Annotated in this window: 12 protein-coding genes; 4 read left to right on the plus strand and 8 right to left on the minus strand. The window is 70.2% G+C overall.

The features are described from left to right. Positions 1 to 171 precede the first annotated feature (171 nt). Positions 172 to 603, plus strand: coding sequence for an SRPBCC family protein (locus tag L0H79_RS13760; RefSeq protein WP_301485193.1), 432 nt, complete (start codon positions 172 to 174; stop codon positions 601 to 603). Between the two features lie 11 nt (positions 604 to 614). Beyond that, positions 615 to 1,256: a TetR/AcrR family transcriptional regulator gene (locus tag L0H79_RS13765; RefSeq protein WP_301485194.1), complete on the plus strand. Its 642-nt coding sequence runs from the start codon at positions 615 to 617 to the stop codon at positions 1,254 to 1,256. Between the two features lie 265 nt (positions 1,257 to 1,521). On the opposite strand, the gene L0H79_RS13770 is transcribed toward L0H79_RS13765, so the two are convergent. Beyond that, on the minus strand, positions 1,522 to 3,180 hold the full coding sequence (locus tag L0H79_RS13770) for an FAD-dependent oxidoreductase (RefSeq protein WP_301485195.1): 1,659 nt from the start codon (positions 3,178 to 3,180) through the stop codon (positions 1,522 to 1,524). A gap of 145 nt (positions 3,181 to 3,325) precedes the next feature. On the opposite strand from L0H79_RS13770, the gene L0H79_RS13775 reads away from it, so the two are divergent. Further along, positions 3,326 to 4,738, plus strand: a complete 1,413-nt coding sequence (locus tag L0H79_RS13775; RefSeq protein ID WP_301485196.1) for a nitrogen regulation protein NR(II) — start codon at positions 3,326 to 3,328, stop codon at positions 4,736 to 4,738. 477 nt (positions 4,739 to 5,215) lie between these two features. Here the strand turns inward: L0H79_RS13775 and L0H79_RS13780 are convergent, their stop codons facing one another. Together L0H79_RS13780 and L0H79_RS13785 are read right to left on the minus strand one after the other, a co-directional pair. Beyond that, positions 5,216 to 6,658, minus strand: coding sequence for an aspartate aminotransferase family protein (locus L0H79_RS13780; RefSeq protein WP_301485197.1), 1,443 nt, complete (start codon positions 6,656 to 6,658; stop codon positions 5,216 to 5,218). Between the two features lie 8 nt (positions 6,659 to 6,666). Further along, entirely contained in the window at positions 6,667 to 8,157 is a 1,491-nt protein-coding gene (locus L0H79_RS13785) for a CoA-acylating methylmalonate-semialdehyde dehydrogenase (RefSeq protein ID WP_301485198.1), read from the minus strand. Between the two features lie 50 nt (positions 8,158 to 8,207). On the opposite strand from L0H79_RS13785, the gene L0H79_RS13790 reads away from it, so the two are divergent. Beyond that, entirely contained in the window at positions 8,208 to 9,620 is a 1,413-nt protein-coding gene (locus L0H79_RS13790) for a PLP-dependent aminotransferase family protein (protein WP_301485199.1), read from the plus strand. A 102-nt stretch (positions 9,621 to 9,722) separates the two neighbouring features. Here L0H79_RS13790 and L0H79_RS13795 read toward each other — a convergent pair whose 3' ends face one another. The 5 genes from L0H79_RS13795 to L0H79_RS13815 form a co-directional block, all read right to left on the minus strand. After that, on the minus strand, positions 9,723 to 11,360 hold the full coding sequence (locus tag L0H79_RS13795; RefSeq protein WP_301485200.1) for an AMP-binding protein: 1,638 nt from the start codon (positions 11,358 to 11,360) through the stop codon (positions 9,723 to 9,725). Between the two features lie 263 nt (positions 11,361 to 11,623). Beyond that, positions 11,624 to 12,301 (minus strand): response regulator transcription factor, encoded by a 678-nt coding sequence (locus L0H79_RS13800; protein WP_301485201.1) that lies wholly within the window; start codon positions 12,299 to 12,301, stop codon positions 11,624 to 11,626. A gap of 4 nt (positions 12,302 to 12,305) precedes the next feature. Next, on the minus strand, positions 12,306 to 13,196 hold the full coding sequence (locus L0H79_RS13805) for a universal stress protein (protein ID WP_301485202.1): 891 nt from the start codon (positions 13,194 to 13,196) through the stop codon (positions 12,306 to 12,308). 188 nt (positions 13,197 to 13,384) lie between these two features. Continuing rightward, positions 13,385 to 15,145, minus strand: coding sequence for a GAF domain-containing protein (locus L0H79_RS13810; protein ID WP_301485203.1), 1,761 nt, complete (start codon positions 15,143 to 15,145; stop codon positions 13,385 to 13,387). Positions 15,146 to 15,375: 230 nt separating this feature from the next. After that, the coding region (locus tag L0H79_RS13815) for an NAD-binding protein (RefSeq protein WP_301485204.1) at positions 15,376 to 16,092 on the minus strand (717 nt) is incomplete at its 5' end.

Consider the following 16,092-nt stretch of genomic DNA (forward strand, 5'->3'; position numbering starts at 1 on the left):
TCGACAGTGCAGCAATCCTGATCGACAGTGCAGCAATCCTGATCGACAGTGCAGTTCTGAGCGCGAAACCCCATCAGGCATGCCGCTCAGCTGGCGATCATCAGCCCGCTGAGCGGCATACCTCGGCGGTCGAGGACGAGATGTGCGCCGAGCAGATGTACCATTTGGTACATGATCTTCGTAGAGCGAACCACCGCCCTCACCGCAGACGTGCTCTGGGAGGTGCTCTCGGACCTGCGCCGTTGGCCCGACTGGCTCCCCACCGTCGACGCCGCGCGGCCCGTCGACCCCGACCACACAGCCGGGCCGGGTGCCTGCTACGTCATCGACCAGCCAGGACTGCCGCGCGCAACCTGGACGGTGACCGACTGGCGCGCGGGCGCAGGCTTCACCTGGGAGTCTCGACGCCCCGGCATCCTCACGACCGGGACCCACGAGCTGGTCCCCATCGATGACGGCACGACGATCCGGCTGGGTGTCACCTGGTCCGGGCTGCTCGCCGCTCCGGTCGGCTGGGTCTACGGTAGCCGGACGCGCGACTATGTCACGAGGGAGGCCGCGGCGCTGGAGGCGACCGCAGCCGCCCGGCGGACCGAGGTGTGACAGACCGGGGCTTGACGGCCCGCGAAAGGCTGCTCGCGAAGACGGTCGCCTTCCTGGCGGAGCATGGAGTCGGCGACACGAGCCTGCGCACTCTCGCGGCCGGCATCGGGACGAGCCACCGGATGCTGAACTACCATTTCGGGTCGCGCGACGGCCTGCTCACCGCAGTGGTCGAGGCGGTCGAGCGCGGTGAGCAGGAAGCTTTGGTCGAGCTCATCGCGACCCACGAGGACCCCTTCGAGGCGAGCCGCGCCTTCTGGGTACGGGTGGCCGACCGGGCCGAGGTCTTCGCGCCGCTCTTCTTCGAGCTGTCGAGTCACGCAATGCGGGGCCAGGCTCATGCGGAGCCGCTGCGGCGCTGGCTGGGCGAGGGCTGGATCGGCGTCCTCGAGCAGGGTTACGAGCGCAGCGGGGTCCCGGTCGGTCGGGCCAGGACCCTGGCCCTGCAGTCCCTGGCGATGGCGCGAGGGCTCCTCTTCGAGCTGGCCACCACCAAGGACCGCGAGGCGGTCGACCTGGCCATGGCGCAGTGGACCGAGATCGTGCGACGCGAGGTCGAGGCCCCCGATCGAGAGTGCCCCATTCCTGATCGACAGTGCACCTTTCCCGATCGACAGTGCAGCAATCGGGCATCGACAGTGCACCACTCCTGATCGACAGTGCACCCCTTGCCACCGTCGCGCCTTCTGTCTTCAGGTTGACCTGCTGCTCTCCGCCCGAAAGCCCATCGGGTATGCCGCTCAGATGGGGCTGGTCGGCCCGCTGAGCGGCATACCTGCCTCCTTTCGAGCAGGGAAGGTGCACTCTCGATGCCGACAACTGCACTCTCGATGGGGAGGGGCGAGCATCCAGCAAGCGTCCCTGCTTCCAGCCGCCGGAACCGCGCGGCTGTTCGGCGTGTCGTGAAGGACTCTTGGGTCAGAGGCCCGTGTTGGCGCGGTACTGCCAGACCGTGAGCACGGCTGAAGCACCCTCGCCGACTGCCGTCGCGACGCGCTTGGCTGAACCATGGCGCACGTCCCCCGCTGCGAAGACCCCCGGCACGGACGTCTCGAGCAGGAACGGGTCACGCTCGAGCGGCCACGCCCGGCCGTCCTGCGTGGACAGGTCCGGGCCGGTGAGGACGAAGCCGCGCTCGTCACAGGTGACGACACCGTCGAGCCACTCGGTCCGGGGCCTGGCCCCGATGAAGACGAACAGCGAGGAAGCGGGCGACATCTGGCACTCACCGCTCTGGTTGTCGCGGATGACCAGCTGCTCGAGGTGCTCGTCACCGCTCGCCTGCACGACACTCGAGCCCAGCCGGACCGTGATGTTGGGGGTGCGGTCGATCTGCTCGATGAGGTAGTGCGACATCCCTGCGGCGAGGCTCGACCCGCGCACGAGCATCGTGACACTGTGGGCGACGGTCGAGAAGTGTATGGCTGCCTGCCCGGCCGAGTTCGCGCCGCCGACGACGAAGACGTCCTCGCCGGTGATCGAGGCGACCTCGGACAGGCCCGCGCCGTAGTAGACGCCGCGCCCGACGAGCGGGTCGAGGCCCGGCACGTCGAGACGGACGTAGGACACGCCGGTCGCGAGGACGATCGAGTGTGCCCCGAGCCGGCTGCCATCAGCGAGCGTGACCCCCAACGACCCAGGGACAGCGTGCAGCGCGGCCACCTCCTGCGTGAGCAACAGCTCGACGCCGAAGCGCTTGGCCTGGGTCGTGGCCCGTCGGGCGAGGTCGCCGCCGGACAGCCCGGAAGGGAACCCGAGGTAGTTCTCGATCCGGGAGCTCATGCCGGCCTGACCTCCCGTGGCCTCCCGCTCGACGAGCACCGTCCGCAGACCCTCCGATGCGCCATACACGGCCGCTGCCAGACCGGCGGGGCCGCCCCCGATGATGAGCAGGTCATAGAGCGGCACCTCGGCATGGCCCCGCAGGCCGAGGGTCTCGGCGATCTGTCCGATGGTCGGGCGCAGCAGCACCCGTCCGTCGGGGAAGAGAAGGACCGGACACGGCGCCTCCTCGCCGACGAGGGCGAGCAGCTCGGCTGCGTGTGGGTTCGTGGCCAGGTCGAACCACTGGTAGGGCACCTGGTTGCGGACCAGGAAGTCCCGGGCCGCGTGCGACTCCATGGACCACCGGTGCCCGACGACTCGCACGCCGGCGAAAGCGGGATGGTGGTCGGCGAGCCAGTCGTCGAGCAGGTCGTCGAGGACCGGGTAGAGCCGCTGCTCGGGTGGGTCCCACGGCTTGATGAGGTAGTAGTCGAGCTGGATCTCGTTGATCGCCGTGATGGCAGCCTCGGTGTCGGCATAGGCCGTCAGCAGCACCCGCTTCGCATCCGGGAACAGCGCCCTCGCCTGGCTCAACAGCTCCACCCCGGACATCTGCGGCATCCGCTGGTCGACGAGCAGGAGCGCCACGGAGTCCTCGGCCAGCTTGAGCTGGCGCAGCACCTCGAGTGCCCGCAGGCCTGAGTCGGCCCGGATGACCCGGAACTTCTCGCCGAAGCCCTGCCGGACGTCGTGGGTGACCGCCCGCAGTACCTCCGCATCGTCGTCAACCGCGAGAATGATCGGTTTCGCCATCGTCACGTCCCTCCGACCAGTGTCCTCATCGCCCCGGGACTGCCTGGTCCAACTCCCACCGGCGATCCTATCCTTGACAAGGATCAGCCGACGAGCCCGTGGTGCCGCCGCGTGGCTCGGTGGCACGTCTTCCCACGGAGGCCAGATGTCCGAGCAGAGCCAGAACGAGGCCCACCTCCAGCTCGCCGAGAGCGAGCAGCGCTATCGCGCCGCGATCGACAACGCGCACGACATGATCCAGAGCGTCCGTCCGGACGGCACGTTCGAGTTCGTGAACAAGGCCTGGCTCGACACGTTGGGATACTCCCAGGACGAGGTGGCCGACCTCGATATCTGGAGCGTCATCCACGGCAGCTCCCTCGAGCACTGCCAGCTCTTCTTCAGCAAGGCACTCGGTGGGGAACCGATCCCTTACATGGAGGCCGTCTTCAGGACGAAGACCGGCGACCCGGTGCCCGTCGAGGGCAGCGTGACCGACCGATACATCGGCGAGACGATCATCGCCACCCACGGCTTCTTCCGGAACATCAGCGAACGCCTCCACGCTGAGGAGCTCGAGCGCGAGAACGCCGTCCTCATTCGCGACGAACAGGCCCGTTACCTCGAGAAGATGGCGGCTCTCGGCAAGCTGTCCGCAGGTCTCGCGCACGAGCTTAACAACCCGGCGGCCGCGGTGAGTCGGGCCAGCGCGCGGCTCACCGAGGCCCTCGCACAGCGTGACCAGGCGCTGAACACGCTTGTATACCAAGGGATCACGAAGGACCAGTGCCGCCGGCTCACCGCGCTCGCAGCCGCCCCCCTCCAGCCTCGGGCAGAGCAGCTGACGCCCCTGGCGCGGGACCGCCGCGAGACCGAGATCGAGGAGGTGCTCGACGAGCTCGGGGTTGCCCGGGGCTGGTCGCTGACGGCCGGGCTGGCCGAGGCCGGGCAGACCGCCACCTCGCTTCGCGACCTCGCCGCGCAGGTCTCGCCGACCGACCTCGAGCCCACCCTCAAGTGGGTCGACGCGACGAACGCGACGAGAGAGTCGGTCGAGGTCCTGGCCCGCAGCAGCCGGCGGATCACCGAGCTGGTCCAGGCCGTCAAGGGGTACACCCACATGGACCGCGCGGTCGAGCAGGAGGTCGACGTCCACGACGGCATCGAGAGCACCCTGACCATCCTCAACCACGCCCTTCGCGACGTCACCGTCACGCGTGACTTCGACCACTCGCTCCCGCAGATCCGCGTCCACGGCAACACGCTGAACCAGGTGTGGACGAACATCCTCGACAACGCCGCTGACGCGACGGACGGCACCGGAGCGGTGACGATCCGCACCCGTCGCGACGGCGACCGGGCCGTCATCGAGATCGCGGACGATGGGCCGGGCATTCCGAAGGAGCACCTACACCGGATCTTCGAGCCGTTCTACACGACGAAGCCGCAAGGGGCCGGCACGGGCCTGGGCCTCGACACCGCGTGGCGGATCATCACCGAGGAGCACGGCGGCACGATCACGGTCGAGTCGCAGCCGGGTCACACGGTCTTCACCGTGTCCCTGCCGCTGACCTCCTGATCGACAGTGCAGTTCCCCTGATCGACAGTGCAGCAATCCTGATCGAGAGTGCACCTTCCGCGATCGACAGTGCAGCACTGGGCGGCCACGTTCAGGTCGATGCTCCCGCGGCATCGCCGCGCGACAAGTCCCGACCGGTTCTTCGCTCCTGACCGTAGCCTGGCCCTGCCCTCCGAGACCATTCAGGTATGCCGCTCAGCTGACGATCGTGGGTCCGCTGGGCGGCATACCTGCGTCCTGTCGATCAAGAGAACAGCACGCTCGATCGTGGCTGCTGCACGCTCGATCAGGACAAGTGAACTGTCGATGAGGAAAGGTGCACGCTCGATCGCGACTGCTGCACTCTCAATCAGGAGAAGTGAACTGTCGATGAGGAAAGGTGCACTCTCGATGACCAGAACTGCACTGTCGATCAGGAAAAGTGCACTCTCGATGAAGAAAGATGCTGAGCGGTCAGGCGGTCAGGCGGTCAGGCGGTCAGGCGGTGTGTCGGTCGGCGACCTCGAGCGCCTCGTCGAGGATCGCGAGGCCCTCACGGACCTCCCCGTCCGTGGTCGTGCACGGCGGCACGACGTGGGTGCGGTTGAAGTGGGTGAAGGGCCACAGGCCCCGCTCCTTGCACGCCGCTGCGAACTCCGCCATCGGCTTGGCGTCCGCCCCGGTCGCGTTGAACGGCACGAGCGGCTCGCGGGTCTCGCGGTTGCGGACCAGCTCGACCGCCCAGAAGGCACCGAGCCCACGGACCTCACCGATCGAGGGGTGCCGCTCGGCGAGGGCGCGCAGGCCCGGCCCGATGACATCCTCGCCAAGGGCGCGCGCGTGCTCGACGACCTTCTCCTCGCGCATGACGTTGATCGAGGCGACCGCCGAGGCGCAGGCGAGCGGGTGTCCCGAGTAGGTGAGCCCGCCCGGGTAGGCCCGCTCGGCGAACGTCGCCGCGATCGCATCGGAGATGACCACCCCGCCGAGCGGGACGTAGCCGGAGTTGACGCCCTTGGCGAAGGTGATCAGGTCGGGCACGACGCCCCAGTGGTCGACGGCGAACCACTCGCCGCACCGGGCGAACCCGGCCATGACCTCGTCGGCGATCATGACGATGCCGTGCTCGTCGCAGATCTGCCTCACACCCGCGAGGTAACCGTCCGGCGGCACGAGGATGCCGTTCGTGCCGACGACGGTCTCCAGGACGATGGCGGCGATCGTGTGCGGTCCCTCGACCATGATCGTCTCGCGCAGGTGCTCCAGGGCGCGCTCGCACTCCTGCGCCTCGTCCTCGGCGTGGAAGGCCGACCGGTAGGGGTAGGGGCCCCAGTAGTGCACGACCCCGGGCAGCGCCGGCTCCGAGGCCCAGCGGCGTGGGTCACCGGTCAGGGCAATCGCGCCCGCGGTCGCGCCGTGGTAGCTGCGGTAGGCCGCGAGCACCTTGGACCGGCCGGTGTGCAGGCGTGCCATCCGGATGGCGTTCTCGTTGGCCTCCGCGCCGCCGTTGGTGAAGAAGACCTTGTTCAGACCCTCGGGCGCGACCTCGGCGACGAGCCGGGCCGCCTCCGAGCGGGCGTCGTTGGCGAAGCCCGGCGCGACCGTCACGAGCCGCTCGGCCTGCTCCTTGATCGCGGCGACGATCGCCGGGTGCTGGTGGCCGATGTTGAGGTTGACCAGTTGCGAGGAGAAGTCGAGGTAGCCCTTGCCGGAGTAGTCCCAGAAGCGGCTCCCCTCGGCGCGGGCGATCGGCATCGGGTCGATCAGGGCCTGCGCGGACCAGGAGTGGAAGACGTGGGCGCGGTCCAGAGCGCGGACCTGGGCCTCGTCGTAGGCGGGCAGCAGGCTGGTGGCCGCGTTCGGCGTCGTGCGGTCCAGCGTGGTGGTGTCGGTGGTCGTGGTGTCGGTGGTGGTGGTGTCGGTGGTTGTGGTGTCGGTCATGGCGGTGCTCATCTCGTCGTCGGGAAGCCGAGGTCGATGCTCGAGGTGGCCGGGTCGGGCCAGCGTGACGTGACGACCTTGCCTCGGGTGTAGAAGGTGATGCCCTCGGGGCCGTACATGTGGGTGTCGCCGAACAGCGACGCCTTCCAGCCGCCGAAGGAGTAGTAGGCCACCGGCACCGGGATCGGCACGTTGATGCCGACCATCCCGACCTCGACGTCGAACTGGAAGGCGCGGGCGGCACCGCCGTCGCGGGTGAAGATCGCGGTCCCGTTGGCGAACTGGTTGCGGTTGATCATCTCGACCGCCTCCTCGTACGTGTCGACGCGCACGACGCCGAGGACGGGGCCGAAGATCTCGTCGCGGTAGCACGTCATGTCGGGGGTCACCTTGTCGAGCAGGGTCGCGCCTAGGAAGAAACCCTCCGTGGGTACATCGGCGGTGCGGCCGTCGACGACGACGCTCGCGCCGGCAGCCTCGCCGGCGTCGACGTAGGACGCGACGCGGTCGCGGTGCTCGCTGGTGATGAGCGGTCCCATGTCGGTGTCGGGCTTGCTGCCGTCGCCGATGACAAGCTTGGGCAGGCGGGTCGCGATGGCGTCGACGAGCGGCTGGGCGACCTCGCCTACCGCGACGGCCACCGACAGCGCCATACACCGCTCGCCGGCGGCGCCATAGGCAGCCGACACGAGCGCGTCCGCGGCGACGTCGAGGTCGGCGTCCGGCAGGACGACGGCGTGGTTCTTCGCGCCGCCGAGGGCCTGGACCCGCTTGCCCTGCGCCGTGCCGGTCTCGTAGATCGACCGGGCGATCGGGGTCGACCCGACGAAGCTGACGGCCGCGATGTCGCGGTGGTGCAGCAGGGCGTCGACCGCCGCCTTGTCACCTTGCAGGACGGTGAAGACGCCATCGGGCAGGCCGGCCTGACGCCACAGCTCGGCCAGGAACAGGGATGCCGAGGGGTCCTTCTCGCTCGGCTTGAGGATGAAGGCGTTGCCGCAGGCGATCGCGTTGGCGCACATCCACATCGGCACCATGACCGGGAAGTTGAAGGGGGTGATCCCCGCGACCACGCCGAGCGGTTGGCGGATGCTGTAGACGTCGACGTCGGTGGCCGCCTGCTCGGAGAAGCCGCCCTTCATCAGCTGCGGCACGCCGGTGGCGAACTCGAGGTTCTCCAGACCGCGGGAGATCTCGCCGAGGGCGTCGGCGTGCACCTTGCCGTGCTCGGCCGTGACGATCGCAGCGAGCTCGTCGGCATGGTCCGAGAGCAGCCGATGCATCTGGAACAGCACGTGCGAGCGACGCGAGAGCGAGGTGCGCCGCCAGTCGTGGGCTGCCTCGACCGCGGTGGCCACGGCGGCCTCGACCTCGGTCGTCGAGGCGAGGTCGACGAGCCCGGTCTGGGCTCCGGTGGCAGGGTTGTGGACGGGTGCGGTGCGGCCTGAGGTGCCCGGCGTTGGGGTGCCGCCGACCCAGTGCGAGATACGAGTGGTCATGACACCAGAATCTACGTAACAACCCTTAGCAATACAATACAGTTGCTGTCATGTCACAAAGTGCCGATGATTCGGTCCAGCGGACGAGGCAGCGTCCGGCACAACGGACAGCGCTGCGCGAGCTCATCTCCGAGATCGAGCACCGGATGGCCGACCCCACCGCGAAGGGGCTCGCGCTCGCGGTCAGCCGGGCGGTCCGGGAGCAGGCGCTGCAGCCCGGGGACCGGCTGCCGCCGATCCGTGAGGTCGCGCGGGAGCTGGCGTTGTCACCCACGACCGTGAGCTCGGCGTGGGGCCTGCTCGCGCGGGCCGGCACGCTGCGCACGAAGGGCCGGCGCGGCACCGTCGTGGCTGACCTGGGAGCGCCCCGGGACGGGCGCTACCGGCAAGCCCTGGAGCATCAGGCCGAGCTCAGCCTGGACCTGTCGACCGGGGTGCCCGACGAGGCGTTGCTGCCCGGACTGGGCCGAGCGCTGGCCGCGGTGACCACGGCCGGGACTCCGCGCAGCTACCTCGACGACCCGGTCCTGCCCGAGCTGGCCGAGGTGCTCGTCGACTCGTGGCCCTACCCGCCGCCCGCGATCGCCGTGGTCGACGGTGCGATGGATGCCCTCGACCTGGTGATCCGCACGAGCCTGCGCTTCGGCGACCGGGTCGTCGTCGAGCACCCCTCGTTCCCGCCGTTGCTCGACCTGCTCGAAGCGGCCGGGGTGCAGGTGGTGGGTGTCCCCCTCGATGACGAGGGGATGGTGCCAGATGCCCTGACCGGTGCGCTCGACACAGCCGCGCAGGCCGTCTTCCTGCAGCCGCGCGCGCACAACCCGACCGGGGTGAGTATGACGCCCAGCCGCGCCGGCGCGCTCGCCCGGATCATCGGGGCGACTGACGCGATCGTCGTGGAGGACGACTCGGCCTACGGCATTGCCAGCACCGCCGACGTGAGTCTCGGCACGAGCCTGTCGGGGCAGACCGTGCACGTGCGCAGCTTCTCCAAGTCGTACGGACCCGATCTGCGGCTCGCGGCCCTCAGCGGCCCCGAAGACCTCGTCGGAGAGGTGCGGCGGCTGCGCCAGCTCGGCCAGGGCTGGAGCAGCCGACTGCTCCAGCGGGTGCTGCACCACCTGCTCACCGATGCGCAGAGCCGGGCCGAGGTGGTGGCTGCGCGAGCCGAGTATGCCCGGCGCAGAAAGGTTCTCGTCGACGCCCTCGCGGCACGTGGAGTCATCGCCGGCGGCAGGGATGGAATCAACGTCTGGGTACCGGTCGCCGACCAGGCCACCGCCCTCGTCCGTCTGGCCTCGCGTGGGATCGGCGTCGCCCCCGGCGGTCCGTTCGCCGTGCTTGCCGACGGCCATGACCACGTGAGGGTCACCGTCGGGCTCGTCGAGCGCGACCTCGAAACGGTCGCCGACGAGATCGCGACCGCGGCGTTGGCCAGCGGGTGGGGGGCCCGCGGACGATGAGCTGACCACTCGACCGGGACAAACCGCCCGCTCGACGTACCCCCTGACGTCGAGTGGGCACCAACTCCCGGTCGAGCCGACACCAACTCCCCGGTCGAGTGGTCAGTTGGTCCCGCGGGCGCGAGCCTCCTCGCGCAGCTTGAACCGCTGGATCTTGCCGGACGGCGTCTTGGGCAGCTCGTCGACGAAGTGGATCGTGCGCGGGTAGGCGTGCGCGGCGAACTGCGTCTTGACCAACTGCTGCAGCTCGGTCACGAGCTCCGGCGTCCCGTCGTGCCCCGGACGCAGGACGACGTGCGCCTCGAGGACCTCGCCGCGCAGCTGGTCGGGGGCAGCGACCGCGGCCGCCTCGGCGACGGCGTCGTGGGTGACCAGGACGCTCTCGACGTCGAAGGGGCTGATCCGGTAACCGGCCATGATGATGACGTCGTCGTCCCGGGCCGAGAAGAAGAGCCGCCCCTGCTCGTCCTGTGCCGCAGTGTCGCCGGTCAGATACCACCGGCCGTCGGGTGTGAAGCGCTCCGCCGTCTTCTCCGGTGCGTCCAGGTAGCCGGAGAACCACATCAGTGGGCTCGCGCTCGTGTCGATCGCGAGGCGACCGACCGTACCGGCGGGCGCGACCTCGTCGCGCTCTTCGAGCAGGACACCGCACGACCAGCCGGGCAGGGCGCGGCCCATCGAGCCGGCCGGCACCTCCTCGCGCAGTTCGTCGCGCCACGCATTGGCAGCGACCATCCCGTGCTCGGTCTGGCCGTACTGGTCGCGCACTGTCACGCCGAGGGCCTCGCTCGACCACGACACGACCTCCGGGGTGAGCGGCTCGCCCGCGGACGATGCGCGACGCAACCGGTGCGACCGGCCGGCTGAGGCGGCATCGGCCCGCAGCGCGCGGTAGATCGTCGGCGCGCCGGCGAAGTTCGTCACCCCGAGCTCGTCGAGCACCCGCCAGGTGAGCTCCGGGCTGAAGCCGGAATGAAGCAGGATGCTCTCGCGTCCCAGGGCCATCGGGCCGAGCACCGCGTAGTAGAGGCCATAGGCCCACCCGGGGTCGGCCGCGTTCCAGAAGACGTCCTCGTCGCGCACGTCGAGCGCGTCGACGACATAGCGGGTCAGCGCCGCGAGCGACCGGATCGGCACCGGCACGCCCTTCGGCGCGCCGGTCGTGCCACTCGTGAAGAGCACGACGAGCGGCGCGTCCGGCCCGAGGCGGGCAGCCTCGATCGCCGGCAGGTCGACGTCCTCGGCCACGAGGTCCTCGTAGCGAGACCAGCTCTCGGACTCCGGCGTGTCCCCGCCGACCTGGACCACCTGCAAGGCGCCGGCACCCTCGAGCTTGCCCACCTGGCTCGCGTCGGCGACCACGACCCGCGCGCCGCTGCCCTCGAGACGCATCGCTATGGCGGGGGCGGCGAACGCGGTGAAGAGCGGCACATGCACCGCACCGAGCCGCCAGATGCCGAGCAGGATCGCGGGCAGGTCGACGGACTTGCCCATGAGCACGCCGACGGCATCGCCTGCGCCGACCCCGAGCCGCGCGAGGGCCGCGGCGGCCCGCTCCGACCGGCGGCGCAGCTCGCCGAACGTCAGGTCGGTGACGGTGAGGTCGGAGTCGACGACGCGGAAGGCGACGGCCTCCGCGGGATGGCGGTCGCAGATCAGCTCGGCGGCACAGGCGTCCGCCCGGCCGTACTCGGCCAGCGAGCGCGTGACATCGTCGCTCGTGGTGGTGGTGGTGGTCATTGGCAGCTCCTTCGCGCAGGACACGTTTCCGACGTTGCTCCCGAGTATGCCGCTCACCGCCGCGTGACGCATACCTCCCTTCGGAGGTGGCCGGCGCCACAGGCACCGGCGCGACGAGGCACCTGTCGTGCTCGTCATGAAGGGCGCGAGGGACCACGAACGCGAGCGTGCATCAAGACCCCCGCTCGCAAGCTGGGCGCCACCAACCGGGTCCACGCGGTCCGGCTCGCCCGTGACGCTGGGCTCCTGCCCTGAGTCGCGGCTCAGTGCCCGGACGCGGTTGGCGGCCACGCGCCCCGGTGCCCGTGGTCGTGCCCGCGCGTGGCCGCCAGCACGGCGGCCTGAGTCCGGCTCTCGAGCCCGAGCTTGCCGAGGATCGAGGTGACGTAGTTCTTCACGGTCTTCTCCGCGATCGACAGGACCTCGCCGATCTGACGGTTCGTCTTGCCCGCCGCGATGAGGTCGAGGATCCGCCGCTCCTGCGGTGACAGCGAGCGCAGCCGGGGATCGCTCTCCTCGTGGCGCAGCCAGGCTCGCCGCAGCCGCGCCAGCTGTTCCTCGTCGATGAGGTGCTCACCCGCAGCGATCCGGCGAACCGCCGCCACCAGCCCGGCCCCCTTGATGTCCTTGAGCACGAAACCATGCGCCCCCGCCATGACCGCCATGGAGAGGGCCGACTCGTCGTCGAAGGACGTCAGGACCAGGCCCTTGATCGTCGGGTCGATCGAGCGCACCTCGCGGCAGGCGTCGATGCCAGAACCGTCCGGCAGCCGGACGTCGAAGATCGCGACGTCCGGCCGCAGTGCCGGGATCCTGCGGGCGGCCTCGTGTGCGAGGCCGGACTCGCCGATGACGGCGATGTCGCCGGTGGACTCGAGCAGCTCGCGCAGCCCGCGCCGGACGATCTCGTGGTCATCGAGCAGGTAGACCGTGATCGGCATTCGTTCACCGTCTCACGACGAGCACCGGGACGATCGCGTGCTGGATGACGTAGCGGCTCACAGAGCCGAGCATGAGCCGCTCGAAGCCGCCGAGCCCGCGGTTGCCGACAACGAGCAGGCCGCACGTGCGAGACACGTCGACGAGGGCCCGAGCCGGGTGCTCGTCGTAGACGAGCGTCTCGACAACGAGGTCATTGTGGAGGGCCTTGGCGTGCGCAGCCGCCGTGGCGACGGAGGCGCGGGCAGCCTTGCCGAAGAAGTCGGAGTCCTCGTCGATGATTGTCGTGCCGGCCAGCGCGCCGGACCACCCGGTCACCGTCGAGAGGAACCAGGTCTGCACGATCTGGAGCGGGGCGCCCCAGCGGTGGGCCTCCTCCGCGGCCTGGGTGACCGCGGCCAGTGCAGCGTCGGACCCGTCCACGCCGACCACCACGGCATGACGGACGCCGGGCAGCACGACATCTCCATCCGGGACGACGGCGACGTTGCACTTCGCGTGGGCGACCACGCCGTAGACGACCGAGCCGATGAAGACCTGTCCCAGACGGGAGCGGCTCGGGTGGCCGACGACGACCAGGCCGGCGGACTGGGACTCCTCGACGAGCGCATTGGCAGCACTGTCGGCGACTCCGACGACGTTCACCTGATCCTCGTCGAGGATCTTCACGGCGCGCTTCTGCCCGTCCACCGCGAGCTCCTTGGCCAGCTCGTGCGGGTCGAACGGCGTGGCCGCACCCATGCCGATCCCGTTGTACGGCCATGGGATCGCGGCGACGACCCGCAGGCTGACACCCCGTCGCTTGGCCTGTTGGGCTGCCCAGTCGACCGCTGACTCGGCTGCTGGTGACCCGTCGAATCCGACGACGATACGGTCGGTGCTGGGAACCGTCTGCATGACTCCTCCTTGGTCGCGTCCGTAGTTCGACCCTCTCCGACAGGGCAGGCGACCGGCTAGGGACCAAGGTCCCCGCCACTGGCACCGGTGCCCGCCCGACCGGGCGGTGCTGCCCGCTCGACCGGGCGGTGCTGCCCGCTCGACCGGGCGGTGCTTGCCCGCTCGAAGGAAGGGGTTTCGGGGGTCGGTCAGCTGGAGGGACGCGGGACCCGCCAGGTCAGCGTCGTGCCCTCCCCCGGGTGGCCCACCACCTCGAGGGCGCCGTCGCGCTGGCCGGCCCGGTCCGCCAGGTTCGCCAACCCGCTGCGGAGCGCGTCGGGCGGCAGGCCGACCCCGTCATCCTGCACCTCGACGGTCACGTGCGAGGCAACGGTCACCCGAGCCCGTACCCGTGAGGCGTGCGAGTGCCGGGCCGCGTTGGCCAGCCCCTCGCGCAGCACGGCGACGACATCGCGCCGCAGGTCGCCGTCGAGCGCGTCGACCCGTCCCTCGACGGTCAGCTCGGGTGCAAAGCCCAGGGCATCGAGGTAGTCCGTCGTCACCGCGTGCAGCTCGGCCACGGCGTCGCTCATGTCGCCCGACTCCGTCCCGGTCCGGTGCAGCTCGAAGATCGTGTGGCGGATGTCCTTGATCGCCGTGTCGAGGTCGTCGACGGCCTCGAGCACGCGCTCTCGCACCACGGGGTGGATCGTCAGCGGCATGGCCGACTGCAGGGACAGGCCCGTCGCGAAGAGCCGCTGGATGACGTGGTCGTGCATGTCCCGGGCGATCCGGTCGCGGTCCTCGAGCAAGGCCATCGTCCACCGGTTCCGTTGGCCCTGGGCGGCGGCGAGCGCGAGCCCGGTCTGCCGGGCGAGGTCGCGCAGCGCGTCGAGCACCAGGGCATCTCGCACCACCGCATCGCCCATCACCGCGCCGCCGACATCGGCGCTGCCGGTCCTGCCCGGGTCCCGACACCACGCGATGAGCAGGAAGCCGACCCGTACGTCGCCGACCATGGCCGGCACGACGAGCAGCTGTGCGTCCTGGTCGACATCCAGCACCGACCTGGCGCCCCCGGACCACAGCGACGGCGACTCCCCGTGGTCGATGAAGGTGGGCTCCCGCAGCAACCGGGCGGGCTCCCAGCTCTCGGGGTCGAGCGGCCCGTCCAGCACCCCCTCGGAGGTGCTTGCGCCGAGCCAGATGCCTCCCTCATCCCAGAGCAGCACTGCGACCGCACTCGCATCGGACAGGGTGCGGACATCTTCGACGAGTGCCGCGAGGGCGGGGCCGTCGTCGTCGGACTGGAGCAGGATCCGGCTGAAGCGTGCCACCGCCGCCGTCCACTTCGCCTGACGCCCGGCCCGCTCGTAGAGCCGCGCATTCTCGATGCCGACCCCGGCCGCGGCGGCCAGGGTGACGAGCATCGACTCGTCGGCCTGGGTGAACTCCTCACCATCGTGCTTCTCGGCCAGGTAGAGGTTGCCGAAGACCTCGTCGTGGATCCGCACGGGCACCCCGAGGAACGTGGTCATCCGGGGATGGTTCGGGGGGAAGCCCGCCGACTTCTCGTGCGCTCGGATGTCCTTCAGGCGCAGGGGTCTCGGGTCGGTCAGGAGCAGGCCGAGGACGCCGTGCCCGCGTGGCGGGTCACCGATCGCCGCCCGCTCCTGCGGGGTCACGCCGTAGGTGACGAACTCGGCGAGCCGCTCCCCGTCCCCGCTGGTCACTCCCAGCGCCCCGTACCTCGCGTCGACCAGCCGGCAGGCGGCGAAGACGATGCGCTCGAGCACCTCCGGCAGGTCCAGGTCCGAGCTGATCGCCACGACCGCGTCGAACAGTGCGGCGAACTGCGCCTGAGAGGTCCGCGCGGAGCTGACGGACGCCCCGAGTCCTCCGAGCGGCCCGTCAGCCTCGGCGGCGACGGTCGAGGGCGGATCGGACCACTCCTGCCGTCGGCCCTCCATGAAGCGATGGTATGTCGCTGGCCCACCCAGGTGGGGACCCGAAGCCCCGCTGCGGCACGGATCACCCCCCTTCCCACCGGACCGGGCATCCCACCGGGCATCCCACCGGGCATCCGGGCGGGAGCGAGGCGAGCGGCATACCGAGTCGGCTGCGCGTGACGACCACCTCGAGGGCTTCCGGGTTGTCTCGCCGGACGACCACGATTCGTTGCGGGCCCGACTGGCCGTGCTCAATCGGTGTCGTGGGGCAGAGTTGTGGTCGTCCGGGGGAACAGACGGCGCCAGATCCAGCTCGACGGGACGAAGCGACCGTCGATCACGTATGCCGCGGTCGGGTCGTGCGCGAGCGTGGCGTCCAGCGCGCGCCTGGTCGGGGCGGCGGTGGCCAGCAGGATCCGGTCGCCCGCACGCAAGGGCTCGTCGGGACCCGGGGCCGGTCGGTTCTCGTTGTCGCGGACGAGGGCCAGTGGGACGGCCTCGAGCGACTCGTGGCGGTCGACCGGGCTACGCAGCAGGTCGCCCAGGGTCAGAGTGCCTGCCGTGAGCCACGGGATGACGGCCGGGCTCGACTCCGCGTCGAGGTCGACGAGCCAGAGCTCGGGAGTGCCGGTGCCGCAGTACTCGACGAGGCGATCGACGAGGTCGGCGGACCACTGGTCATCCATCCGGGGCACCGACGGCAGGAAGGCCATGAGGCCCGGGTTGGTCAGACGGGCCATGACCTCGCGGCTCGTCACCTCGGCCGGCGTCATCCCGAAGTCGACGTCGAGCGCCTCGAAGAGCGGCACGTTCGACGCTCGTTGTTGGAGGGCGACGGTGAACAGGCCCGGGTTGAGCTCGGCAGCAGCGGCCAGGAGCCAGAGGTTGGCCGTGTCGTCGTCGGCTGCGGCGACGAAGGCGACGGCCGACTCCAGCCGCGCCTCGTGCAGCTCCGCGACGTCCAGCTC

The sequence above is a fragment of the Intrasporangium sp. genome (genome assembly GCF_030452765.1).
Lineage (GTDB): Bacteria > Actinomycetota > Actinomycetes > Actinomycetales > Dermatophilaceae > Intrasporangium_A.